The organism is Actinoplanes cyaneus (genome assembly GCF_016862095.1).
Classification (GTDB): Bacteria; Actinomycetota; Actinomycetes; order Mycobacteriales; family Micromonosporaceae; genus Actinoplanes; species Actinoplanes cyaneus.
Genome location: NZ_BOMH01000045.1, coordinates 1 through 23,034, shown reverse-complemented (window position 1 = coordinate 23,034; position 23,034 = coordinate 1). Strand labels below are relative to the sequence as shown.

Below are 23,034 nucleotides of genomic sequence, written 5' to 3'. Positions count from 1 at the left end.
ATACGGTCGGTGATCAGTACGGCGGGGACCGTCGGACCAAGACGGGATGAAGGTGCCAGAGGCGCTCCATATCCGCTGCAAGGAGAACCCTATGGAACGAGCGGATACGCCAGCCATGAGATTTGCGGTGCTCGGGCCGGTGCAGGTGTGGCGGGGCGAGACCGAACTCGTCATTCCGTCGCGGTACCAGCGACTTCTTCTGGCTCTGCTGCTCGCCCGCACCGGGCGCCTGGTCGAGATGTCGGATCTGATCGATCTGTTGTGGGAGGGAGAGCCGCCGCCAACCGCGGTGAACATGGTGCATCGGTACGTCGGGGCGTTGCGCCGGATACTGGAGCCAGGATTGTCACCACGGACAAGCGGAACCTGGCTGATCCGCGATGTCGGCGGATATCGCCTTCTGACCGGACCGTGCGGATCCGATCTGGTCGAGTTCCGGGAACAGATCGGGGCGGCCAGGCGGCTGGCCGGTGTCGGTGATCATGCGGCAGCCCTGGACGCGTATCTCGATGCGTTGCAGTTGTATCGAGGGCGGTGCGCGACGGGGCTCGGACCTACGGCCGAGTTGCACCCCGAATTCGTGGCGATCGAGCAGGAGTATCTTGCAGCCACCCGGGAGGCCACCCGGACTGCCATGGCGTGCGGCGGTGCAACTCGGATCCTTCCCCTCGTACGGGCGGCGTCCGTCCGCAACCCGCTCGATGAAGCCCTGCTCGCCGACTTGCTCCTACTACTGGCCGCGGACGGCAAACAATCCGAGGCGATCACCCGGTACGGCGAGGTCCGAGAGCGGCTGGCCGAGGAGCTGGGCGTCAATCCAGGACCCGAGCTGCGCGACGCGTACGGTGCTGTACTGAGGCACGGTGAGCCGAGCATCGTCCCGGATCGTCTCGGCGAGGTTCCGGTAGCACCACCGGCGACCGAGGCCGGTATCGCCGTGAACCCGGCACAGCTCCCGCCGGACCTCGGCGTGTTCGTCGGCCGCACCAGCCAGGTGGCCGAAGCCATGGCGTCCTTGACGGACCGCTCGGCGTCGTTGCCCATCCTGGCCATCGACGGCATGCCCGGGGTCGGCAAGACCACTCTCGCGGTGCACGTGGCGCACCGGGTGGCCGCTGCCTTTCCCGACGGGCAGCTCTACGCTGATCTTCGCGGCTTCCACCCGGACACCCGCAGCGCCGACCCGTCCGAGGTTCTGCACGCGTTCCTCGTCGCTCTCGGCACCAGCCCCGCGGACATCCCAGCATCGCTGGACAGCCGTTCCGCGCTCTACCGCAGTGCTCTGACCACCCGCCGGATGCTGGTCCTCCTCGACAATGTCCGCAACGCCGATCACGTCCGCCCGTTGCTACCGGGAACAGCCGGCAACGCGGTACTGATCACCAGTCGAGGCCGGCTCAACAGCCTGGCCATCAGCAATGGCGCGATCTTGCAGAGTCTTGACGTGTTGTCGGTGGCAGAGGCCCGGCAATGCTTCACCGAACGCGTGGCACCCGCAGGGACGGTCCAGGAATCGGCCGCTCTGGCAGAGATCGTCGACCAGTGCGGGCGGCTCCCTCTCGCCCTGGCCATCGTGGCGGCCCGCGCCACAGCGGACGTACGCCCGTCGCTGGTAGAGATCGCCGCAGAGATGAAGCGAGCCCACGGCACGCTCGACGCGTTCTCCGATGAAGGGCTCGATCGGGACCTTCGGGCGGTGTTCAACTGGTCTTACCACTTGCTGAGTCCGGGAGCGGCACACCTGCTGAGGCTGCTGGCCCGGCACCGCGCGCCGGACATCTCCGTACAGGTGGCGGCGGGTCTGATCGGTGGCACGCCGGCCCAGGCTCGCGAGCAACTGGCCGAGCTACTACGAACCAGGTTGGTGAACCGCTCACGTGGCCATCACTACCACATGCACTACCTGGTAAGGGTCTATGCGGGTGAGCTGTGCACGGCCCGTACTGCCGGAGATCGTTCGAGCTTCGTCCCAATCCGGAAGGCGTCGTAGGAATCGACGCCGGAAATCTTAACGACCGAGCCGAACCAGACCGATGACTGAGATCTCGCGACCTGCAGAGTGCTGCGCCCGCTTGCGGTGCCGGGCGACTGGCATCTCCATCGGTGAACTGCCGCTCAACATTGCACAGCCGTGCCGGCGCGCTTGGCCAGCGTTGTGCTCAACGCCCTGTCGGGCCGGTGCCATCCGTATCGATGCCGGCCACCAGCGCACGAATGAGCCCCGGCGGCACACCGCCGAGGCTCATTTCGATCCGACCGGGCCGAGGCAACGACGTCGAACTCATGGAGCTCAGTTCAAGGACAACTGACGACGAGAGCCCAGCTTCGGACAAGAGGATCAGGGTCAGCCGCAGCCTTCGCCGGCACCGACCTTCTCCCGCTCGGCCGGCGACAATTCCTTGCCGTCGGGACGGCCGGGATACTGCGGCACGTCGAGCGCCTTGGTCCAGGAGATGCGGAACTTGGTGAAGATCTCCATGATCGGCGGCTTGACGGCCTCAGGGTTGTCGAGGCTGCCGAGCATCACGAACACCTGCCCCGGGAACCCCGACAGTTTGTCGGTGAACACCCGGGCGCCACAATCGGGGCAGAAGTTACGCTCCAACGTGTTTCCGCTGGCCGCGATGTAGGGGTAGGAACGCGGGTTACCGCTGAGGAGCTTGAAGTCGTCGGCGGCGACACTGAAGTAGGTTCCCATGACGGCACCGGATGACCGCTGACAGTCCTTGCAATAGCAGTTGGCGACGAAATCAGGCGCCTTGCTGAATTCATATGTGACGGCACCGCACTCGCAGCGTCCCGTGAACTTCTCCGACATTCCCACTCCTCCGATGTAACCGCGTTCCGTGACACTCACAGCAAGCACCCAGACCCCGCTCGGGCCTGCGACAAACCCGATCAGCAACCTGCTGGTACCGGCAGGGGAAAACGTGATCAGCGCCTTGGCACTGCCTGGACCGACATGCTCAAGGCCCACGTATACCGCCTCGCCGGCTTTCAATCGTCGCCTGCTTATCGCTGGAAATGAAATTACTGCGGCGCACTGAATGTGGACTGACTTCCCACTGACAGCTTCTACCGGGAAATCGTCGGCGGCTTCCACAGATACTGACGGCTGGCACCAATCAGTGGAACGATGAAACTATATGGTCAACCGGAGTGTTTCAAGAAGAGTGGTTCCGCATGCGCCGCAGTGTAGGAGTGCGGCCCATGCGGCGGGCGGCCCTGACGGCGCCGCCTCTTCGCACACGCTTGTCCTTGAGGGGCCGGCTTGTCCTGATGGCTCGGGCCGCCGCAGGGTCTATGCGTGAAGGTCTTCGGCGGTGCTCGGCGGTGGGATCGTGCAGGTCAGTGTGACGGTGGTCCCGCGGCTGTCGCTGGTGCAGGCGAGTTCGCCAGCGTGCTGGGCCAGCCACAGGCCCCGTCCGTTCAGTGCGTCGACGGCCGGGCGGATCCGCGGTGATACGTGCGGCATGCCCGGCCCGTGGTCGCTGATCCGGCAGCGGAGCTGGTCGCGGGCGCGGCACAGTTCGAGGTGTCCGTGGCCGCCACCGTGGCGCACGGCGTTGGTGGCGAGCTCGTGGACGCCGAGCACGAAACGGTACAGAACGGGATCGACAAGGCCGCTCGCCCGGGCGAACAGCGTGACGTCGTGGCGTAGCGCATGGAGATCGTCGACGGTGAAGTCACGCACCGATGGCGGGGTGTCGTCCTCCGGCCTCGGCTGACGGCCCGAATGACGCGAGTGTTCAGGCATGGTCACCTTCGGAGTGATCGGGCGCTTCAGGCGTGTGGTTGCGTACGGCAAGAATGCAGGTGTCGTCGTCGGGGTTGGCCCGGCGCAGTCGCGACAAGAGGTCGGCCAGTGGCTGGCGGCTGCCGGAGGCCGAGATGTCGTTGAGGGTGGCGATGACGGGGGCGAGTCCTTCGGCGAGGGTGTGCCGGCGGTGTTCGATCAGTCCGTCGGTGTAGAACAGCAGCAGGTCGGCGGGGGCGAGGCTGACCGTGGCGGTGGCGTAGCAGGCGGCGCGGACGGCGCCGAGCAGTGTCCCGCGTGGCGCGGTGAGCTCGGTGGTGGCGCCGGCGCGGGCGTGCAGCGGTGCCGGGTGCCCGGCCTGCGCCCAGACGAGGGAACGGCTTTGCGGATCGAGTCGGGCTACCGCGGCGGTCGCGGTGGTGGCGCGGGAGTAGAGCAGCCGGTTGAGGTGCCACAGCAGCTGCGCCGGGTCGGTGGTGGTGGTCACGGTGAGGCCGGCGAGCACGTGCCGCAGTTCGGCCATGACCGTGGCGGCGTGCATTCCGTGGCCGGCTACGTCGCCGATGCCGAGGACGACGCTGCCGTCTTCGGCGGAGGCCGCGTGGAACCAGTCGCCGCCGACCCGGCTGGCCTCCTCGGCGGGTAGGTAGCGGACGGCGACCCGCAGCCCGGGCAGGTCGAACGGCTCGGCGGGCACGGGCAGCACGATCTGGCGCAGCTGGGCGGCGAGTTCGTGTTCGGCGGCGAGGCTGTTCTGGTGTTGCTGCAACAACTGTTCCGCCTCGGCGAGCTGTGCCCGGGTGGTGTGCTGCATCGTGACGTCCTGCACGATGCCGTACACCTTCACCGGCCGGCCCTGCGCATCGCGGACCGCGTCGGCGATGGTGCGCACATGTTTGACCCGCCCGCCGACGCGGATGCGGACGGTGACATCGACGGTGTCGCCGCGGCCGAAGCCCTCCGCCGCCTGCCTGCGGATCGGCTCGTCCTCGGGCACGGTCAGGGCGTTCTGTTCCTCGCTGGACATCGGCCCCAGCGCCGCGTCACGCTCGTAGATGCGATACAGCTCGTCCGACCAGACGATCTGGCCGGTGACCAGATCGGCTTCGCCCCAGCCGAGCCGGCCCAGCCGTTCGGTCTGCGCGATCCGCTCGGTCTGCCGGGTCTGTTCGTCGTGGCGCACCCAGCGGCTGAGCACTCCCGGCCCCACCCGCGACACCCAGGCGGTCATCAACACGTCGGCGGGAGCCCGGGTATTCGCGCCCACATAGGGAAACGGGCCGACCTTACGCGCACGGCCGTCGGTCACCACGTCGCGCCAGGCCTGCCACACCGGTGTGTCCACCGTTGCCGGATACACCTGGGTGATGCGCCGGCCCACCGCCTGGGCCACGTCGCGGCCGGAGAAGTCGGCAGTCTGCTGACTCACCGCAACGATCACCCAGTCGGTGATCCCGGCGTTGTCACCGAGCACCGGTGACAACGCCATGTGGTTACCGGGCATCGCGTCGAGGATCTGCTGCACCAGCGGACCCCAGTCGCCGGCCGCCTGTGACGGCGGGTGCGCGGGAGGCCTGCGCCCCGCGGCCGGGCTCCGGCCCCGCGGGCGTAACGCCGTGTCCACCTCGGCGTCCAGGGGCCGGGTCCCGGATCCCGGCCGGCTTTGCAGGGCCGTCAGGATGTCACCGGCCACCGCAGCCGCCGGGCGGCCCTGCTGTGCCGCCCGGTCCAGCAGATACGTGTGGGCCTCGTCGACTCGGCACCCGACCCGCCCGGCCAGTAGCCCCGCCGCCCGATGCACCTGCGCCTCGGGATCCAGCCGGGCCCGCGCCACCGTCTCGTCCAACGCGGCCAGCCGCTGCCGGTACTCGTGATGCTGTTCCACGCTCATCGCGCCTCCCGCCCCGATCCGCATTCGCCCCGGCTCACCCGCTGATGGCGACGTTGCTCACCGCCTTGCACAGCCGCGGCCACCATCGCCATCGGCCAGGCCGAACATCTCCACGAGGCCGGCGATCTCGAATTGGCCGTACACATTGGCGTTGGGACGCTCCACCCGGAACACCGCACCGCAGTCCGTCGCGACGCGCAAGGCAGCGACCAGAGCTCCGAGACCGGATGAATCCAGGAAGCTGACCTCGGCCACGTCCACCCGGACCAGCGTCGGCCGGCCCTGCAGCACCGCCTCCCGGATCGCTTGCGTGATCGGTCCCGAGTTCACGAAATCGATGTCACCATTGAGCGCCAGGCAGAGCGTGCCTCGATCGACACTGACCGACAGCGGCCCCATAGCCGCCACCTCCTCACGACAGACACGCGCCACCAGTTGCGAACCGGCACTCCCACGGGTCTACCGGACACCGCCCGTCCGGCATATGGCCCGACCGGTGCGGATGTCCCACGTTCACCCGCACGGTGCGCGGCCATCGACCGCCGCCACGCGGTTCATGCGCTGTGAGTGATGTCAGACGCCCGGTCCGCTGCTTACGGTGCGGATGCCGGCCCCAGCAGCAGGAAGTCCACGGAGTCAGGCATCGGCACGGGGCAGCGCGTCCCGGTCACGGAGGAAGTGCCTCAATGATGACGAAGGTCGAGCACCTGAGCACAGCTGACCGCCGGGCACGGGGCAAGGACGCCGCACGGCGTACGCCTGCCTCGTCCCACGCCGGATGGCGGCCCGCAGCGGGTCGCCCGGACCCGGTCGCTCTGTTCGAGGACCAGAACGTCACGCGGGAGCCGGACCTCGTACCCGTTCGGCACGGCCGGATGATGGCGTCACCGTTCACCTTCTACCGGGGCGCCGCCAAGATCATGGCAGCCGATCTGAACGGCACGCCGACGGCCGGCCTGCATGCACAACTGTGCGGCGACGCCCACCTGTCCAACTTCGGAGCGTTCGCCTCGCCGGAGCGTCAGCTCGTGTTCGACCTCACCGACTTCGACGAGACACTTCCCGGCCCCTTCGAGTACGACGTGAAACGGATGGCGGCGAGCTTCATGGTCGCCGCCCGCAACAACGGTTTCGCCAAGTCGGATGCCCGGGCCGTGACCACCGCGTCGGTGCGGGCCTACCGCGACGCGATGGCCGAGTTCGCGCAGATGCGCACGCTGGACATCTGGTACGCCCACCTCGCCGAGGACGACATCCTGGCGGCCATGCGGACGCAGACGAACGGCAAGAGAGCGGCGAAGGACCTCGAACGTACGAGGACCAGCCTCGGCAAGGCCCGTAGGCGGGACAGCCTGCAGGCGCTGTCCAAGCTCGCCGAGCTGGTCGACGGCAGGTACCGCATCGTCAGCCAGCCCCCGATCGTGACACCGCTGCGCGACCTGGAAGCCACCTACAAGATGGAGCCGGCGGAGGTGGACAATGCGGTGCACGAGCAGTTCCGCGCCTACCGGGGGACCTTGCAGTACGACCGGCGGCACCTGTTGGAGCGTTTCGAGTACGTCGACGTCGCTCGCAAGGTCGTCGGCGTCGGCAGCGTCGGCACCCGCGCGTGGATCATTCTGCTGCAGGGCCGCGACGACCAGGACCCGCTGTTCCTGCAGATCAAGGAGGCCACCGCCTCGGTGCTGGAGGATCACCTGCCGAAGAGCCGCTTCAAGGAGCCCGGGGAACGCGTCGTCCAGGGACAGCGGATGATGCAGGCGGCCAGCGACATCTTCCTGGGCTGGACCAGAGGAGTGGACACCTCACGCCATTTCTACTGGCGGCAACTGCGCGACATGAAGGGCTCGGCGCTCGTCGAGAGCATGTCACCCTCGATCCTCGGCTTCTATGCCAGGACCTGCGGGTGGACGCTGGCCCGCGCGCACGCCCGATCCGGTGACCCGATCGCCATCAGCGAGTGCCTCGGCGAGTCCGACGCTTTCGACAAGGCGATCGCCGACTTCTCGAAGCGATACGCCGACCAGAACGAACGTGACTACCAAGAGTTCCTGACCGCGATCAAGTCCGGCAGGATCCCCGCGCTCCAGGGCGTCTGACCTTCGATGCACCAGCGGAACCACGGCCCCCGGCGGATGCCGGGGGCCGCTGCCGGCAGTGGGTCAGTTGTTACCGGCGGAGTTGCACTTGACGGACTGGTCGATGCAGTTGCGTACCCGGGCGGCCTGTGCGGCGGGCTGCCAGGCGTTCATGAAGTCACCGTGCATCGACGACGCCATCCCGGAGGCCAGCGCGAACCCGGCGGCGGTGCCGTGGACCGGATAGTCGATGACGAACGACAGCGACGGGATCGTCACCGGGAACCTGCCGCTGGCGCAGGTGCCGTCCGGGCCGGTCGGGCCGACGTGGTCCTTGTGGTTGGGGCTGTCCAGGTGCACGCCGTCCCAGCAGTCCGGGAAGACGAGCTGGTAGGTCAGGTTCGCGGTCGGTGCGCAGATCGGCCAGTTCCCGTCGGCGCTGCGGCCGATCTGGCCGCCCGGCCCGGCGCACCAGAACTGGTTGCCGCTGCTGGGCACCTGCAGCTTCGCGTCACCGGCGATCATCCGGAAGCCCGGCGGGAACGGCTGGGTCCGGCTGGGGTCCCTCAGCCGCGAGCCGTAGTAGACGGTGACCCCGGCGGGGTCGATCACCGTTCCGTTCTGCAGCAGCGAGGGGATCCAGTACGCGGAGAGGTCCTCGGCCGGGGTGCAGGTCGTCGCGGAGTGCCCGAGCAGGGACTGGTTGGTCGAGTTCGCGTTGGTGCTGGTGTTGCCGAGGAAGGTGTGCGCGTGCGAGGCGCCGGCCATTCCGGGGAAGACGATCGGGTCGTCGTTGAGGTGATGGCTGACCGTGCAGCCGGCGTTGAACTCCGGCACCCGCACCACGTCGCCGGTGATCGGCCGCGGCGTGAGCGCGAAGAAAGCGGCAGTGTCGGCGGCCTGCTGCGCCGGGTCCACCGTGGGCCATCCGGGACCGGACGTCCCGGTGGGGGCCGGGCTGGAGGGCGTCGTGCCGCCGGCCGCGGCGACCGAGAACCAGTTGAGGTTGACGAAGTTGTCCGCCTGCGCGCTGCTCATGGTGAGGAACACCGTCTGCGCGCCGGTCGGGTGCGTGGTCGCCACCGCGGACGTGGTGACCCAGGTCTGCCAGCCACCGGTCCGGGTCACCGGGATGCTGGCCAGCACGGTGCCGGTCGCCGACCCGGTACGGATCTGGATGCTGCCGGTGGCGCCGCTGTCGGAGGCCAGGCGCGCGCCGAAGGTGATCGCCCCGGCCGGGCCGAGGTCCACGTTGTCGTACTTGAGCCAGTCGCCGTTGGCCAGGTAGGCGACGTTCTGCCCGCCACCGGTGTCGGCGGTCGGCTCGGTCTGCGCTCCCGACTGCGCGGCGTACGACTCGGCCTGGACGGCCACCGGGGTGGCGGCCGACGCGGAGGTGCCGGCGATGCCGACGGCCACGAGGGCGCCGGTCAGCGTCGCACCGAGAACGGCGCGACGCATTCCGCGGCCGCGGCGGTGGGGCGACGGCCCTGGCTCGTCGAGGGAGTCGGGCTGCGTCCGGGGGGTCTTGGTGGCTCTGCCTCGGAAGACGGGGGAATCCATGAAGCTGCTCCTTGGTGAAGGGGGATGTGTCGGAGCCGTTACCGCGTTGGGTGTGAAAGCGCTCTCACGGTCGTCACTGTGAACGCCGTGTTAATGACTGTCAATGGCCCCGAACGCCCCGCGAATCGCCTTCAAGATCCGTTACGACGTACGTCCATGCAGGTCAAGGTTGTGATCGGCTTTTCCGGCAGTCGCCCGTCGGGCAGCGCGGGCTCCTCGGTTCCGGAACCTCGAGCCTTGTTGGAGGGCCTCATCGACGCAGCAGCACGCCGCGAACCGGCGACCCGCCGACAGCTGTCGGCAGGACCCGTCCGGCCGAGATGACACCATGATCGGCGTGACCGCTGACGAACACGCCGCACGCGCCGCCGAACTCGCCGCCGAAGCCGAACGCCTCTACCAGATCTGCCTGGTCGACTACCAGACCAACATCAACGAGGACGACCACTCCGACGAGCCGTACGTGCCCGGTGCCGACCTCGCGATGCTCACCGCCACCACGCAACTCGCCCAGGTCCACGCCACTCTCGCCCTGCGCCGCCCATCGACCGCAGAGCAGCGCTGAGGTGCGGGCGCTGATCGTACGCGGCGGGTGGGAAGGTCATGAGCCCGTCGCCTGCACCGACCTGTTCATCGAGTTCCTCGCCGGCCAGGGCTTCACGGTCGATGTCGCCGACACCCTCGAGGTCTACACCGACCGGCGCCGGCTGGCCAGCGCCGAGCTGATCGTGCAGTGCTGGACCCGGGGGCGGCTGACCGCCGAACAGGAGGACGGCCTGGTCGAGCGGGTGCGTTCGGGCGCCGGCTTCGCCGGCTGGCACGGCGGGATCATCGCTTTCGGGTACGAAAATGCCCGCTACCAGCACATGGTCGGCGGACGTTTCGTGTTCCATCCGGACGGCTTCCTCGACTACGCCGTGGACGTCGTCGGCGACCACCCGATCATCGCCGGGGTGCCGCGGTACGAGGTGCACACCGAGCAGTACTACTGTCACGTCGATCCGACCCTGGACGTGCACGCGACCTGCACGTTCGCCGACTCCGGCGCGGTCATGCCGGTGGTCTGGACCCGCGAGCACGGCGCCGGCCGGGTGTTCGTCTCCACCCTCGGTCACAGCCCCACCGACCTCCTGGTCCCGCACACCCGGACGATCACCGGACGCGGCCTGCTGTGGGCGGCGGGAATGCTGTCCCCGGACCTCCCGTCCAGGACCGGTTCCCCGGACTGATGCCGGTCGCAGTCGAGGAGCCGATCACGTCGGGCCGCCACACCCGATGGTCGTAGGTGTCGCTGGAGACGGCGACCTGCATCGCCCGGAAAGTGGTGACGTTGAAGTAGACCGTGCCGATCGACTGGCTGATCGCGGCCCACCGGGCCGCACGCCGCCCGCCCGCCTTGACCTGCAGCACGCCGCCGGCGGTGAAGAGCACCGACCCGGCGAAGAAGGTGGCGGCGCCGGCGGTGGGACCGACCAGGTCGGCGTAGGCCGGGACGGGGCCGATCAGGAAGCAGATCGACCCCAGCGCGAAGCACCACGCCATGGCCACGTCAGTGGTGGAACCCGGAGGTGGTGGCGGTGCCCTGCGGCTTCTCCAGCCGCTGCACGTGGCGGCGCAGGTCCTCGACGAGCATGTCGGCCAGGTCGTGGGTGAAGCCGCGCCGGATCACGACCCGCAGCACGGCGAGGACGTCTCCCGTCCTCGGGTCCCCGCCATCGGAGCCGCCGGAAGGGTCAGGCCACCTCCTCCCCCGCGGATGACCGGCGGAACCCGCATGGGAAGCAGCGCCGGGCAAGCGTTCACCGGCCGCCGCGAAACTGGTTTGCCCCGCTGATATCCGCGTGGCACAGTCCGCTGCCGCCGGCATTCCCGAAAGGGGCGGCCGGCCATTGTTCCGAAACCACTACCGACAGGGCATGACACCGCAGATGAGCATTTCCACCATGGACCGCGAGCATGCCGAGCAGTGCCGCCGCACACTCGCCGGGGAGCAGGCCGCCAGTCTCGCCGCGACCGGTGATTGGGCCCACGTCGACAAGGACCAGGTTCACCGCGATTGGCACGAGTTGTACGGCGAGCTCGCGGCTGCCATCACCGCCGGCGCCCAGCCGGATGACGAAGCGATCCAGGAACTGGTCGGCAGGCACTACGCCATTGCCGGCCGGTTCTACGTCCCTTCCCGGGACGCCTATCTCGGCATGGCGCTCCTTTACGCCGAGGACGACGCCATGCGGAACTGGCACAACTCCTACCATCCGGAAATGGTGGAATTCCTCGGCACGGCGATGCTCCGGTACGCCGGGACGCGTCTCTGACGCTGCCGCCGCCCTGGTGGTGGTACCGCGGTACCACCGCCGTCGGGCAAGTGCCGCCCGTGGTACCACGACGCCGCAGTGATCTCTCCCTAGCGTGGATCTCACCAGGTCAGCACGGAAATGAGACTCCATGATAGAAGTTCGCGACGTCACCAAGCGGTACGCCGACAAGACGGCCGTCGACCGGCTCAGCTTCGTCGCCAGGCCGGGCGAGGTCACCGGATTCCTCGGCCCGAACGGCGCCGGCAAGTCCACCACGATGCGGATGATCGTCGGCCTGGACCGCCCGACCTCCGGGTCGGTGCTGGTCAACGGGCGCCGCTACGCCGAGCACGCCGCCCCGTTGCACGAGATCGGGGTGCTGCTGGAGGCCAAGGCGGTGCACCCCGGCCGGTCCGCGGTCAGTCACCTGCTGGGTCTGGCCCGTACGCACGGTATCCCCCGCCGCCGCGTCGACGAGGTGATCGAGCTGGCCGGGCTGACCAAGGTCGCGGCCAAGCGGGTCGGCGGCTTCTCGCTGGGCATGGGCCAGCGGCTGGGCATCGCCGCGGCGCTGCTCGGCGACCCGGCCGTGGTGATGCTCGACGAGCCGGTCAACGGCCTCGACCCCGAAGGCGTGCTCTGGGTCCGCAATCTGCTCGCCGGGCTGGCCGCCGAGGGCCGTACGGTGATGCTCTCCTCGCACCTGATGAGCGAGACCGCGCTGATCGCCGACCACCTGGTGGTCGTCGGCCGGGGACGGCTGCTGGCCGACACCAGCGTCGCCGACCTGATCGCGCAGACGGCCGGCGGCGGGGTGAAGGTCGCCACCACCGAACCGGGCGCGCTGCGCCAGGCCCTGTCGCGGCCCGGCGTGACAGTCACCTCCACCACCCGGAGGAACTCCTGGTCAACGGGTTGTCCACCCGCGAGGTCGGGTTCCTGGCCGCGGAGTACCGTATTCCGCTCTACGAGCTCGGCCAGCACCAGGTCTCGCTGGAGGAAGCGTTCATGGACCTCACTCGTGACGCCGTCGAGTACACCGCGACCACCACCCTGCAGGGAGCCGCCCTGGTGGCGGGACTGGCCACGCGCACCCGGACGGCGTATCTGAGCGCTCTCGCCGATCGGGCCGCCTGGCTGGAGACCGAACGCGACCAGCGTGCCCGGCTGGCAGCGGCCGCCGAGCGGGCCCGCGTCGCCCGGGAGATGCACGACCTGGTCGGGCACCACGTCTCGATCATCATCGGGCTCGCCGACGGCGGCGCCACCCTGGCCGGCAACCGCGGCGAGACCACCGCCGAACCGCTGCGGCTGATCGCCGCCACCGGACGCCAGGCCCTGGACGACCTGCGCCGCGTCCTCGGCGTGCTGCGCGAGGAGACCGGCGATCCGCAGCTGAGCCCGCAGCCCGGCATCGCCGACCTGGAGAGACTCCTGCCCAGCCTGCGCGCGGCCGGGCTCTCGGTCAGCTACCGCACCACCGGGGAGCTGCACCGGCTCTGGCCGGGACTGCAACTGACGGTCTACCGGATCGTCCAGGAGTCCCTCACCAACACCCTCAAACACGCTGGCGCCGGTGCCGTCGCGACCGTCACCATCACCGCCGGCCAGGACGCCATCAGCGTACGGGTGACCGACAGCGGCCCGGCCGACGACACCGTCGCCCGCGGTCCCGCCGGCACCGGACACGGCATCGTCGGCATCCGCGAACGTGCCGGCCTCTACGGCGGCACCGTCACCGCCGGCCCGGACGGCCGGGGCGGCTGGACCATCGACGTCACCCTCGACGAGGAACCCGCATGATCACCGTCCTGATCGCCGACGACCAGCCGCTGCAGCGCCTCGGGTTCCGGATGCTGCTGGACGGCACCCCGGAGACCGAAGTGCTCGGCGAGGCCGAGAACGGCACCGAGGCAGTACGCCAGGCCGAACGCCTGCGACCGGACGTGGTGCTGATGGACGTGCGCATGCCCGGCATGGACGGCATCGAGGCCACCCGCCGCATCACCGCCGCCGGCGACCGTACCCGCGTCCTCATCCTCACCACCTTCGACCTCGACGAGTACGTCTACGCCGGGCTGCGCGCCGGCGCCTCCGGATTCCTGCTCAAGGACGCCCGTCCCGAGGAACTGATCCCCGGCATCCGGGCCGTCGCCACCGGTGACGCCGTGGTCGCGCCCCGGCTGACCCGCCGGCTCATGCACGCCTACACCGAACAGCCGGCCACCGCCGCCGGAGCTCCCGGACCGCGCGGCGACGATGCGCGACTGGCGGCGCTCAGCGAGCGGGAACGCGAAGTGCTCGTCGCCATCGGCCAGGGCCGCACCAACGCGGAGATCGCCGGCCAGTTCACCCTCACCGAGTCCACCGTGAAGAAACATGTCGGCCGGGTCCTTGCCAAGATCGGCGCCCGGGACCGGATCCAGGCGGTCATCGTCGCCTACGACACCGGTCTCGTCCATCCCGGCGGCGGGTGACGGCCCGTCAGCACCGGCCCGCTGCCGCGAATTCTGGGACGATTTCCGGACGCGTTGTAAAGCAGACCTTTTCCGGATCCGCGCCGGCACCTCGCCCTGACGCCGCATGACCGCCATTCGTCCAGCCTGCCGCGCTCGCGACGCATATCGGTGGATCGATGAGGCCGGAGTGACCCGCATCCACCATTCCGACGATAACTACCAGGTCGACCTGTGTTTTGTTGTCCACCGGCATATGCTTTGGCCCGTACACGGCTGCTGGCCGATGCCCCGGCGTGACCGGGTACAGCGTGCCGCGAAATCGCGTTGGCCGGTGTTCTCCGATTACTTTGCCGAAATTGTCGGGCATTAAGTGCCGGCTCGCATTCTTCGCCCTGCAGAAATCGATGACCATCGCGGCGGGTCCCTGATCATTTTCAGGTGATTCTTCGCGCGATGAAACGTGGGAGGTAGGTTCATGGGAAACAGGGGATCGCCGGCGGCGACTCCGGTGCTCGGGTCCAACGGCGACCGCACCGTTGTCGTCCTCGGCGCGGGCGTCGCCGGCCTGTCCGCCGCCTACGAGCTGCAACGGCTGGGCGTGCCGGTCGAGGTGCTGGAGGGCACCCGCCGGCTCGGTGGCCGGATCTACACCTTCCACTTCGGTGACTCCCCCGACGCGCCCTTCGCGGAGCTGGGCGCGATGCGCATCCCGGCCGGGCACAGCAACACCCTCCGATACATCGCCGAGCTGGGTCTCGCCGACGAGCTGCGCTCCTTCCACAGCCTGCTGGCCGACAAGAACGCGTTCCTGCGCACCGCCGAGACGTACGTCCGCATGCACGACGCCGCCCGCCAGCTGATCGGCGAGCTTCGCGAGGGGCTGTCGCACGACGGCTACCACCCGGAGACGCTGATGTTCGGCGCCTGGCTCACGCTCGTCGTGGACGCCATCGCGCCGCCGGGCCAGCGTCACGACCTGCGCCGGGACCTGCGCACCCGGCTGCTGGACCATGTGGAGCGCCTGAATCTGGCGCCGTTCGTGCGCGACAACGGCAGCGCCTTCGACCTGCACGGCGTGTTCGCCGCCCATCCGGCGCTGCGTGAGGCGTGTGGTGGCCCGCTGCGCGGTTTCCTGGACGACATCCTGCTGGAGACCAGCACCGAGCTGTTCCGGCTGCGCGGTGGCATGGATCAGCTGGTACGCCGTCTCGCGCGCCGCATCCAGAGCCCGATCCGCCGCCACCACGAGGTGATCGGACTGGAGAGCCGTCCCGACGAGGTCCTGGTCCACCTGCGCGTGGCAGGGCAGCACGTGGTGCGCCGATGCGCCCAGGTGCTGTGCACCCTGCCGTTCCCGGTGCTGCGCGGGATGCCGCTCGACGGCTTCGGCGACGACAAGCTCGACGTCATCCACCAGGTGCAGTACGTGCCCGCGACCAAGGTGGCGTTGCACTGCCGGGAGGCGTTCTGGCAGCGCGAGGGCATCAACGGCGGCGCGTCGTCGAGCGGCGGGCGGGTGCGGCAGACGTACTACCCGCCGATCGACGGCGACCCGGCGCACGGCGCGGTGCTGCTGGCCAGCTACAGCGTCGGCGAGGACGCCGAGTTGCTGGGCCGGATGTCGGCCGCGGCCCGGTACGCGGCGGTCCTGGCCGACCTCGCGCCGATGCACCCGCAGCTGCTGCGCCCCGGCATGGTGCTCAACGCCCGCAGCCTCGCCTGGGGCCAGCTGCCGTGGAGCGGCGGTGGCTGCTCGGTGCAGTGGGGGCTGGACCCGGCGGTGGCCGACGAGCAGCGCCGGCGCGCCCAGGAGCCGGAGGGCCGGATCTACTTCGCCGGCGAGCACTGCTCGTCCCGCCCGGCCTGGATCGACGGGGCGATCGAGTCGGCGTTCGACGCGGTGAGCCGGATGGTCATGCGCATGCCGGCCGGTCTGGCCGACCCCGAGCCGGATCCGGTCCACGCCGACGTCCCGGACGTGCTGCCGGTCTACGCGAAGGTGCCCGGATGAGCACCGTCCGGCACGCGGCCGCCGCCGAGCGGCGGACGGCCCGATGAGCGTCCTGGAACTGCCGCGGCTGCACTTCCGGGGCACGGCCCTCACCAAGCTGCCCACCGGCCCGCGCAGCGGACTGATCGACCTGGCCACCAACCGGGCGCTCGACGACGCGGGCCCGGTCCCGCCCGAGCGGCCGCCGGCAGAGCATCACGCCTGGCTGGAGCGCCGCGGCGCGACCGGCTACCAGTTCGGCGGCAGCGGTCACTTCTGGATCGACGCCGAGGTGGTCGCGGCCGAGACGCCGGAGCGCCCCGGCCGGGCGGATCCGGTGATCGGGCGGCGGGTCGACATGTGGGGCCACTACAACGAGTACCTGGCCACCACCGCGAACCGGGCCCGGGTCTTCGACCTGGACCCGACCTCGCGCTGGACCACCACGATCATGGTGGGGCAGTTCGGCCTCGGCCGCGGCGAGCGTTCCTACGAGGACGGCTACCTGCTCACGGGTGCGGTGTCCGGCTTCCAGCCGCCGCGCTGGCACCATTTCGACTACCTACGGGGGCTGGGCGGGCATCCGCTGGCTACCGAGTTGGCCCGCTCGACCGTGCACCAGTTCGTGGTGGCCGGCGACGAGGGGCTGCGCTGGCTGCCGGCCTCGCCGGAGTCCCCGTCGGTCGCCCGGCTGCGCGACGCCGCCCGGGACGGCCTGGTCGTGCAGTTCGCGCTCGCCACGATGGCCGAGCCGGTCGCGCCGGACGCCCCGAACAGCTGGGCGGTGTGGGGAACTGTCGCGCCGTGGCACCACGCCGAGATGCGCACCTGGCCGGCCGGGCGGCTGCTGACCCCGCGGGCCGCCGGGTGGGCCGTGCCGGCGAGACCGGCGGCGCCCGGGCCGGTGGGCGCGCCGGCGCCGCTGCACGAGCTCACGGTCGCGATCGAGCCGGATCACGTCACGCTCAACATGATCACCGCGGTGCCGGTGGCCGACGGCGTGCGGCTCGACCTCGGTGACCTGGAACTGCGGACGGCGCGCGGTGGCGAGGTGATCGCGCGGATACCCCGTACGTCGTACGCGAATCCGGGCTTCGATCTGCGCAGCGGCATCGTGACCGTGCCGAACCTGCGGCCGGACGCCCCCGCCGGTGACGCGTTGTGCCTGGTGGACACGGCCGGGCGGACGCTGGTCGCCGAGGAGACGGTGATCGTGCAGAGCGACGACGCCTGCCTGTTCGTCGACCATCCCGACCGGCGGCGCGGCGACGACCACGCGGTGACCGTCGCGATCCGGTCCTACGTCCGCGGGTGTCCGGCGCCGGTCGACGGCATCCGCGTGCGGCAGGTGCTCAATCCGCGCTCGCGCCCGCTGGATCCGGCCGCGCAGCGTGGCGAGACCGACCTCGTGCAGGTGCGTGCCGGCGGCGAGTTCATCGCCGGGTGCGAGGTGAGCACCGACGAGCGGGGCGAGGCCCGGCTGACCGTCCGGGGTGCGCACGCCGGGGCCGGGCATCTGGAGCTGGAAGCGGCCGGGAGCGGACCGGGCTACCTGGACGTCCGGGTGCTGCCCGACGACTGGCACCTGGCCGGCGTCCCGGACCAGGACGTCACGTTCGACCTGTTGTACCGCGAGGTGTTCGCCGACTACGAGTTCCTCTACTCGTTCATGAGCGCCGAGGTGTTCAGCCTGGCCGACCGCTGCAAGGTGGCCACCTACGCCCGCCTGCTCTGGCAGATGTCCGACCCGGACAACCGCTCGCGCACCTGGTCGATGCCGCCGACCCGGGACATGTCCGCGGCCAAGGCGGGCCTGCTGCTGACGTATCTGCGCAACGAGCAGTCCGCCATGCCGGTCCCGCGGCCGGTCAGCGGCGGGCAGGCCGCGACCGGGTTGCCGATCACCACGCGCGGGCAGCTGCTCACCGCGCTGCGCCAGGCGGTGACCCTGGAACTGGCGGTCATGCTGCAATACCTGTACGCGGCCTACTCTGTGCCCACCCACGCCGCGGCCGGCGAGTTCGTCCGCCGCGGGCTGTGGACGCCGGAGCAGGCGCGGCTGGCCTGCGGCGACGGCGGCCACACCCGGGACGGCGGGATACGCGGCAGGCTGATCGAGGTCGCCCGCGAGGAGATGATCCACTTCCTGGCGATCAACAACATCATCATGGCGATGGGTGAGGGCTTCCACGTCCCGTCGTTCTCGTTCGGCACGCTGAACGACACCCTGCCGGTCGCGCTGGACTTCGCGCTGGAGCCCCTGGCCCTCGGCAGCGTCCAGCGGTTCATCGCGATCGAGCGCCCCGGCGGCGCGGTCTCGCCGCTGACCGGAACGCCCGACGTGCGGCCCGGCCGTGGCCAGCATCGATACCACACTATTCCGGAGCTCTACGACGACATCCGGGAGGGGCTGCACCGCGTGCCCGACCTGTTCCTGATCCGGCGTGGCCGGGGCGGCGGCGAGCACCACCTGTTCCTGCGCGAGTCGATCAACGCGGTGCACCCCGATTACCAGCTCCACGTCGACGACCTGGCCGGCGCCCTGTTCGCCATCGACGTGGTGACCGAGCAGGGCGAGGGCGGCCGGATCACCGCGGACACCGACGGCTCGCACTACGAGATCTTCCTCGGCCTGGCCGACCTGCTGCTCAGCGACCGCGTCCCGGGGCGGGAGCTGTGGTGCCCCGCGTATCCGCTGGCCCGCAACCCGACGCTGTTCCCCGGCAACCTGAACACCGAGCCGGTCACCGAGCCGGAGTCGATCGCCGTGCTGGAGCTCTTCAACCGCTCCTACTTCATGATGATGCAGCTGATGGTGCAGCACTTCGCCCAGGACCCGGACACCAGCCTGCGCCGCTCCCGGCTGATGAACGCGGCCATCGACGTGATGACCGGCATGATGAGCCCGCTCGCCGAGGTGCTGGTCACCATGCCGGCCGGGCGGCCCGGCACCAGCGCCGGCCCGTCCTTCGAGCTGGAGACCGAACCGCGGTTCGTCCCGCGGCCGGATGTCGCCCGGCGCTCGATCGCGCTGCGGTTCGAGCACCTCGCCGCGGGCTCCGGCAAGGTCGCCGCCGCACCCGCGCGGGTCACCGAGATGTTCGCGCACTACGCCGCGTACTTCGGGCGGGACCGGCCATGACGATCACCGTCGCTGACCCGTACCCCGATTACCGGCGGCTCCGCGAGGCCGCACCCGTGCGACAGGCCGGCGACACCTGGTGGGCCTACGGCTGGGACGAGGTGAACGCGGTCCTGACCGACCGGCGCTTCGGCCGGTGCCCGCCCGGCGGCGGCTCGGCCGTCCCGATCCCGCCGCAGTACGCGACGCTGCACCACGTCGTCGCTAACTGGCTGGTCTTCCTGGACCCGCCCGAGCACACCGCGGCACGCTCGCGGGTGGCCGGCCTGTTCACCCCGGCACGGGTCGCCGCCCTGCGCCCGCGGATCGAGGAGCTGGTCGACGAGCTGCTCGCCGGCCTGGCCGACCGGCCCGTCGCCGACCTGGTCGCGGACTTCGCGGCGCCGCTGCCGATCCGGGTGATCGCCGACGTGCTGGAGGTGCCGGCCGGCGAGCACCGATGGCTGCGCGAGCGCGCTGTCGCCCTGCAGCAGGCGAACAGCTCACATCACGGCGACGGGTACCCCGCGGCGGAGCGGGCCGCCCGGGAGCTGTCGGCGTTCTTCGCGATCGAGGCCGGCCACCTCGACGTGCCGACGGCCGTCCACCTGCTCACCGCCGGGCACGAGACCACCACCAACCTGATCGCCAAGTCGGTCCTCGCGTTGCAGCGCCACCCGGAGGTCCGGGCCGAGCTGAGCGCCGAGCCGCGGCTCATGCCCCAGGCCGTCGAGGAGCTGGTCCGGTACGACGGCCCGGTCCAGCTGGTCCGCCGGCGCGCCCAGCAGGACGTGCGGATCGGTGGCCGGCACGTCGCGGCCGGCAGCGGGGTGGTTCTCGTGCTGGGCTCGGCCGATCGCGACCCGGCCCGCTTCACCGACCCGGACCGGCTCGACATCCACCGCACCCCGCTGCGGCACGCCGGGTTCGGGCTGGGCGCCCACTACTGCCTCGGCGCCCAGCTCGCCCGTCTGGAGGCGGAGATCGCGCTGACCGCCCTGCTGCGGCGGCTGCCGCGGCTGCGCCTGGCCGAGGACCCCGTGCCGTACGCCGAGGATCTGGTCTTCCACGGTCCTTCCCGGCTGCTCGTCCACCCTTCCCGAAGCACACGGAGATGACACGATGACGACTCGACAGCTCGCTCCCGAGCACGACACGACCCTGACCCTGCTGCGGATGGCCGAGGGGCTCGGCGCGGCACGCCTGCTGCAACTCGCCGTCGAATTCGAACTGGCGGACCGGCTGGCCGACGGACCACGCACCGCCGACGACCTCGCCCAGGCGACCGGAGCCCACGCGCAGGGGCTGCACCGCCTGTTACGCGCGCTGGCAGGCGTCGGCGTCTGCACCGAGCCGGCGCCCGGCTCGTTCGCGCTGACCGAGATGGGACGGCGGCTCAGCGCCGACCATCCACAATCGCTGCACTGGTGGGTCCGTTTCCAGACCATGCTCAATCCGGTGTACGACGGAGCCGGGCGCAGCCTGCGCGGGCCGGACCCGGCGTTCTCCGCGGTCTACGGCGAACCGATCTTCGAACACCTCGCCAGCAACCCGGAGCACGGCGAGATCTTCCATGCCGCGATGGCCGAGCACAGCCGAGTGATGGGCACCGCCCTGGCGGCCGGCTACGACTTCGGCGGCATCGGGCGGATCGTGGACGTCGGCGGTGGCGACGGCAGCCTGCTGACCGTGCTCCTGCAGCGCTATCCGGAGGCCCGGGGCGTGGTCTTCGACCTGCCGGAGGTGGCCGGCGTGGCGCGCGAGCGGATCGAGGCGGCCGGGCTGGCCGACCGGTGCGCCGTCGTCGGCGGTGACTTCCTCAGCGAGGTTCCCGCCGGTGGTGACCTCTACGTGCTCAAGGGCGTGCTGCACAACTGGCCCGACGCGGACGCGCTCACCCTGCTGCGCAACTGCCGGGCCGCGATGGGGCCGGAGAGCCGCCTGCTGCTGATCGAAGCCGTGGTGCCGCCCGGCGACGACTTCCACCCGAGCAAGGTCCTCGACGTCGCCATGATGATCGTCTACGGCGGCCGCGAGCGCACCCTCGCCGAGCACAAGGAGCTGCTCGCCCAGGCCGGTCTGCGGTACGGCGGCACTGTGGAGGCGACCGCGCCGCTCAGCGTCATCGAGGCGTATCCGGCCGCGGTGGAGGGCTGAGCGATGCGTACGGACCTGGAGGTGCTCGTCGTCGGGGCCGGCCCGATCGGACTCACCACGGCGATCGCGCTGCGCCGGCTCGGGATGCGGGTACGCGTCGTCGACCGCGCCCCCGGCACGAACCGCGAGCCACGAGCCGACGTGATCTTCCCGCGCGCCGGCGAGGCCCTGGGCGCGCTCGGTGTCGGAGAGACGATCCGGCAGCACGCGTACGAGATGGAGAGCAGCACGATCTACTCGTCCGGCCGCCGCCTCGGCACGTTCACCACCGGCCGCCTGAGCAGCGACTACCCGTGTGCCATGACGATCGAGCAGCACCACATCGAACGGCTGCTCACCGAGGAGCTGGCCGGTCTCGGCGTGACCGTCGACTGGCGCACCAGGGTGATCGATCTCGAGCAGGACGAGCATCGCGTAGGGGTCACCGTGCAACGCCAGGGGGAGCCGCCGGAGCGGGTCGAGGCGGCCTGGGCGGTCGGCTGCGACGGCATCCGCAGCACGGTCCGCCGGCTGCTCGGCGTCGGCTTCCCGGGCGCCGAGCGGCGCAACATGCAGGTGGTCCAGGGCAACGTGATCCCGTCGTGGTCCCTGACCGACAAGCCCGGCAACGGCTACTTCTTCCTGGCGCCGTACCGCTCGGTGATCGCCTTCCCGACCCCCGGCTGCGGCTATCGGATCTTCTGTGTCCGCGACGACTCCCAGCCGCCGGAGACGCACCCGCCGACCCTGCCGGAGCTGCGCGACCTGGTCGCCGGCGCCGCCGGGATCCCGGATCTGGACATGGTGCTGACCGAGCCGGTGTGGCTGTCCCGCGCCCGGTTCGCCGACCGCATCGCCGACCGGCTGCGGTCCGGCCGGGTGCTGCTGGCCGGCGACGCCGCGCACACCTGGGCGCCGCTCGGCGGTCACGGCATGAACGTCGGGATGCTCGGCGCCTACAACCTCTGCTGGAAACTCGCGGCCGTCCATCGGGGCCAGGCCGCGGACGACATCCTCGACTCGTACGACGTGGAGCAGCGCACGCTGGCCGCCGGCGTCATCCGCGACATGCGCACCAGTCCCATGGAGATGATGCTGCCGCCGATCGCCCACCGGCTGCGCGGCCTGCTGCTGCGGGCCACCCTGGCGTCGTCGGCGATGCAGCGCCGCGTCGAGTGGATGATGAGCGACTTCGGCCGCCACCACCGCCGCAGCCCGCTCTCCGCGGAGCCCGGCTTCCGCCGGGGCCTGCCCGGCGGGATCCGTGCCGGTGACCGCCTGCCCGCGGTCCAGGTCATCTCCTCCGGCCGCCCGGTGCGATCGCACAGCCTGCTCGGTTACGACCGCTGGACACTGCTGCACCACGTCCGCTACGCCGGCACCGAGCAGGCGAACGCCCTGCGCCTGGCGTTGGCGGCGTGCCCGGCGCCGGTCTGCTTCGCCCCGATCGCCGCCGCCGGGCGGGAGGCGGCCCGGGCGCTCGGCGATCCGGCACACCTTCTGCTGGTACGGCCGGACGGTCACGTCGGCCTGATCTGCCCGGTGGATCGCCCTGACCTGGTCCGCGACTACGCCCGCCGGCACCTCTCCGGGACGGCCGCCGTCCGGCCGGTCGCGGAGGTGGCCGGCGGGGTCTCCTGAGGCCCGCACCTCGCGAGGGCGAGCGCCCGGCTCTCCCTGGCCGCGACCGCCGAGAAAATCTGGGTTGTACGGACTAGACATTCTCTCCGGCATCGGGTACG

Annotated in this window: 20 protein-coding genes and 1 pseudogene; 13 read left to right on the top strand and 8 right to left on the bottom strand. The window is 70.5% G+C overall.

The window, feature by feature from the left end:
- The first annotated feature begins 91 nt into the window (after nt 1-91).
- Entirely contained in the window at nt 92-1,990 is a 1,899-nt protein-coding gene (locus tag Acy02nite_RS30015; protein WP_203746963.1) for an AfsR/SARP family transcriptional regulator, read from the top strand.
- 354 nt (nt 1,991-2,344) lie between these two features.
- Here the strand turns inward: Acy02nite_RS30015 and Acy02nite_RS30010 are convergent, their stop codons facing one another.
- From Acy02nite_RS30010 to Acy02nite_RS29995, 4 genes are all read right to left on the bottom strand, one after another.
- Nucleotides 2,345-2,977, bottom strand: coding sequence for a GFA family protein (locus Acy02nite_RS30010; protein WP_203746953.1), 633 nt, complete (start codon nt 2,975-2,977; stop codon nt 2,345-2,347).
- A 324-nt stretch (nt 2,978-3,301) separates the two neighbouring features.
- Nucleotides 3,302-3,808, bottom strand: a complete 507-nt coding sequence (locus Acy02nite_RS30005; protein WP_203746951.1) for an ATP-binding protein — start codon at nt 3,806-3,808, stop codon at nt 3,302-3,304.
- Nucleotides 3,750-5,648 carry a SpoIIE family protein phosphatase gene (locus Acy02nite_RS30000; RefSeq protein ID WP_203746949.1) on the bottom strand — a complete coding sequence of 633 codons (1,899 nt, stop codon included), beginning with the start codon at nt 5,646-5,648 and terminating at the stop codon, nt 3,750-3,752. Before Acy02nite_RS30000 ends, Acy02nite_RS30005 begins: the two co-directional genes overlap by 59 nt.
- Nucleotides 5,649-5,705: 57 nt before the next feature.
- Nucleotides 5,706-6,047 carry an STAS domain-containing protein gene (locus tag Acy02nite_RS29995; RefSeq protein ID WP_203746940.1) on the bottom strand — a complete coding sequence of 114 codons (342 nt, stop codon included), beginning with the start codon at nt 6,045-6,047 and terminating at the stop codon, nt 5,706-5,708.
- 287 nt (nt 6,048-6,334) lie between these two features.
- On the opposite strand from Acy02nite_RS29995, the gene Acy02nite_RS29990 reads away from it, so the two are divergent.
- Nucleotides 6,335-7,747: a DUF2252 domain-containing protein gene (locus Acy02nite_RS29990; RefSeq protein WP_239175345.1), complete on the top strand. Its 1,413-nt coding sequence runs from the start codon at nt 6,335-6,337 to the stop codon at nt 7,745-7,747.
- Between the two features lie 63 nt (nt 7,748-7,810).
- Here Acy02nite_RS29990 and Acy02nite_RS29985 read toward each other — a convergent pair whose 3' ends face one another.
- Complete coding sequence (locus Acy02nite_RS29985; RefSeq protein ID WP_203746938.1) at nt 7,811-9,187, bottom strand: DUF1996 domain-containing protein; 1,377 nt, start codon at nt 9,185-9,187, stop codon at nt 7,811-7,813.
- A 430-nt stretch (nt 9,188-9,617) separates the two neighbouring features.
- On the opposite strand from Acy02nite_RS29985, the gene Acy02nite_RS29980 reads away from it, so the two are divergent.
- Complete coding sequence (locus Acy02nite_RS29980; RefSeq protein ID WP_203746936.1) at nt 9,618-9,854, top strand: hypothetical protein; 237 nt, start codon at nt 9,618-9,620, stop codon at nt 9,852-9,854.
- A gap of 1 nt (nt 9,855) precedes the next feature.
- Nucleotides 9,856-10,518 carry a ThuA domain-containing protein gene (locus tag Acy02nite_RS29975; RefSeq protein WP_203746934.1) on the top strand — a complete coding sequence of 221 codons (663 nt, stop codon included), beginning with the start codon at nt 9,856-9,858 and terminating at the stop codon, nt 10,516-10,518.
- On the opposite strand, the gene Acy02nite_RS29970 is transcribed toward Acy02nite_RS29975, so the two are convergent.
- On the bottom strand, nt 10,442-10,837 hold the full coding sequence (locus Acy02nite_RS29970; RefSeq protein WP_203746932.1) for a hypothetical protein: 396 nt from the start codon (nt 10,835-10,837) through the stop codon (nt 10,442-10,444). The two genes, Acy02nite_RS29975 and Acy02nite_RS29970, sit on opposite strands and share 77 nt — an antisense overlap.
- A 1-nt stretch (nt 10,838) precedes the next feature.
- Complete coding sequence (locus Acy02nite_RS47290; RefSeq protein WP_264653340.1) at nt 10,839-10,970, bottom strand: hypothetical protein; 132 nt, start codon at nt 10,968-10,970, stop codon at nt 10,839-10,841.
- A gap of 235 nt (nt 10,971-11,205) precedes the next feature.
- Here Acy02nite_RS47290 and Acy02nite_RS29965 point away from each other — a divergent pair, with 235 nt between their 5' ends.
- The 4 genes and pseudogenes from Acy02nite_RS29965 (at nt 11,206) to Acy02nite_RS29950 (ending at nt 14,063) form a co-directional block, all read left to right on the top strand.
- Nucleotides 11,206-11,604 (top strand): TipAS antibiotic-recognition domain-containing protein, encoded by a 399-nt coding sequence (locus Acy02nite_RS29965; RefSeq protein WP_203746930.1) that lies wholly within the window; start codon nt 11,206-11,208, stop codon nt 11,602-11,604.
- Nucleotides 11,605-11,734: 130 nt separating this feature from the next.
- A pseudogene (locus Acy02nite_RS29960) lies at nt 11,735-12,651 on the top strand (ABC transporter ATP-binding protein); the annotation flags it as partial.
- Nucleotides 12,652-12,792: 141 nt separating this feature from the next.
- On the top strand, nt 12,793-13,389 hold the full coding sequence (locus Acy02nite_RS29955) for a sensor histidine kinase (RefSeq protein WP_239175368.1): 597 nt from the start codon (nt 12,793-12,795) through the stop codon (nt 13,387-13,389).
- Complete coding sequence (locus Acy02nite_RS29950; protein WP_203746928.1) at nt 13,386-14,063, top strand: response regulator; 678 nt, start codon at nt 13,386-13,388, stop codon at nt 14,061-14,063. The genes Acy02nite_RS29955 and Acy02nite_RS29950 overlap by 4 nt, the downstream gene beginning before the upstream one ends.
- Nucleotides 14,064-14,070: 7 nt before the next feature.
- Here Acy02nite_RS29950 and Acy02nite_RS29945 read toward each other — a convergent pair whose 3' ends face one another.
- The gene (locus Acy02nite_RS29945; protein ID WP_203746926.1) at nt 14,071-14,457 is read right to left on the bottom strand and encodes a hypothetical protein; all 387 of its coding nucleotides are present in this window, start codon (nt 14,455-14,457) and stop codon (nt 14,071-14,073) included.
- 63 nt (nt 14,458-14,520) lie between these two features.
- Here Acy02nite_RS29945 and Acy02nite_RS29940 point away from each other — a divergent pair, with 63 nt between their 5' ends.
- The 5 genes from Acy02nite_RS29940 to Acy02nite_RS29920 are packed head-to-tail and all read left to right on the top strand — an operon-like array spanning nt 14,521 to nt 22,933.
- Nucleotides 14,521-16,056 carry a flavin monoamine oxidase family protein gene (locus Acy02nite_RS29940; protein WP_203746924.1) on the top strand — a complete coding sequence of 512 codons (1,536 nt, stop codon included), beginning with the start codon at nt 14,521-14,523 and terminating at the stop codon, nt 16,054-16,056.
- 43 nt (nt 16,057-16,099) lie between these two features.
- Nucleotides 16,100-19,177, top strand: a complete 3,078-nt coding sequence (locus tag Acy02nite_RS29935) for a ferritin-like domain-containing protein (protein ID WP_203746922.1) — start codon at nt 16,100-16,102, stop codon at nt 19,175-19,177.
- Nucleotides 19,174-20,274 (top strand): cytochrome P450, encoded by a 1,101-nt coding sequence (locus Acy02nite_RS29930; protein ID WP_203746920.1) that lies wholly within the window; start codon nt 19,174-19,176, stop codon nt 20,272-20,274. Before Acy02nite_RS29935 ends, Acy02nite_RS29930 begins: the two co-directional genes overlap by 4 nt.
- Nucleotides 20,275-20,278: 4 nt before the next feature.
- Complete coding sequence (locus Acy02nite_RS29925) at nt 20,279-21,313, top strand: methyltransferase (RefSeq protein ID WP_203746918.1); 1,035 nt, start codon at nt 20,279-20,281, stop codon at nt 21,311-21,313.
- Nucleotides 21,314-21,316: 3 nt separating this feature from the next.
- A complete protein-coding gene (locus tag Acy02nite_RS29920) occupies nt 21,317-22,933 on the top strand; it encodes an FAD-dependent monooxygenase (protein ID WP_203746916.1) in 1,617 nt (538 codons plus the stop codon).
- Nucleotides 22,934-23,034 lie beyond the last annotated feature (101 nt).

Bases quoted from the DNA above. Each gene is read 5' to 3' on its own strand.
- Acy02nite_RS29990 (WP_239175345.1), top strand. From the start codon at position 6,335: ATGATGACGAAGGTCGAGCACCTGAGCACAGCTGACCGCCGGGCACGG.
- Acy02nite_RS29925 (WP_203746918.1), top strand. From the start codon at position 20,279: ATGACGACTCGACAGCTCGCTCCCGAGCACGACACGACCCTGACCCTG.
- Acy02nite_RS29965 (WP_203746930.1), top strand. From the start codon at position 11,206: ATGACACCGCAGATGAGCATTTCCACCATGGACCGCGAGCATGCCGAG.
- Acy02nite_RS29920 (WP_203746916.1), top strand. From the start codon at position 21,317: ATGCGTACGGACCTGGAGGTGCTCGTCGTCGGGGCCGGCCCGATCGGA.
- Acy02nite_RS29995 (WP_203746940.1), bottom strand. From the start codon at position 6,047: ATGGGGCCGCTGTCGGTCAGTGTCGATCGAGGCACGCTCTGCCTGGCG.
- Acy02nite_RS29985 (WP_203746938.1), bottom strand. From the start codon at position 9,187: ATGCGTCGCGCCGTTCTCGGTGCGACGCTGACCGGCGCCCTCGTGGCC.
- Acy02nite_RS30015 (WP_203746963.1), top strand. From the start codon at position 92: ATGGAACGAGCGGATACGCCAGCCATGAGATTTGCGGTGCTCGGGCCG.
- Acy02nite_RS29950 (WP_203746928.1), top strand. From the start codon at position 13,386: ATGATCACCGTCCTGATCGCCGACGACCAGCCGCTGCAGCGCCTCGGG.
- Acy02nite_RS29955 (WP_239175368.1), top strand. From the start codon at position 12,793: ATGCACGACCTGGTCGGGCACCACGTCTCGATCATCATCGGGCTCGCC.
- Acy02nite_RS29945 (WP_203746926.1), bottom strand. From the start codon at position 14,457: ATGGTCATCGATTTCTGCAGGGCGAAGAATGCGAGCCGGCACTTAATG.
- Acy02nite_RS29980 (WP_203746936.1), top strand. From the start codon at position 9,618: ATGATCGGCGTGACCGCTGACGAACACGCCGCACGCGCCGCCGAACTC.
- Acy02nite_RS29935 (WP_203746922.1), top strand. From the start codon at position 16,100: ATGAGCGTCCTGGAACTGCCGCGGCTGCACTTCCGGGGCACGGCCCTC.
- Acy02nite_RS29940 (WP_203746924.1), top strand. From the start codon at position 14,521: ATGGGAAACAGGGGATCGCCGGCGGCGACTCCGGTGCTCGGGTCCAAC.
- Acy02nite_RS29930 (WP_203746920.1), top strand. From the start codon at position 19,174: ATGACGATCACCGTCGCTGACCCGTACCCCGATTACCGGCGGCTCCGC.
- Acy02nite_RS30000 (WP_203746949.1), bottom strand. From the start codon at position 5,648: ATGAGCGTGGAACAGCATCACGAGTACCGGCAGCGGCTGGCCGCGTTG.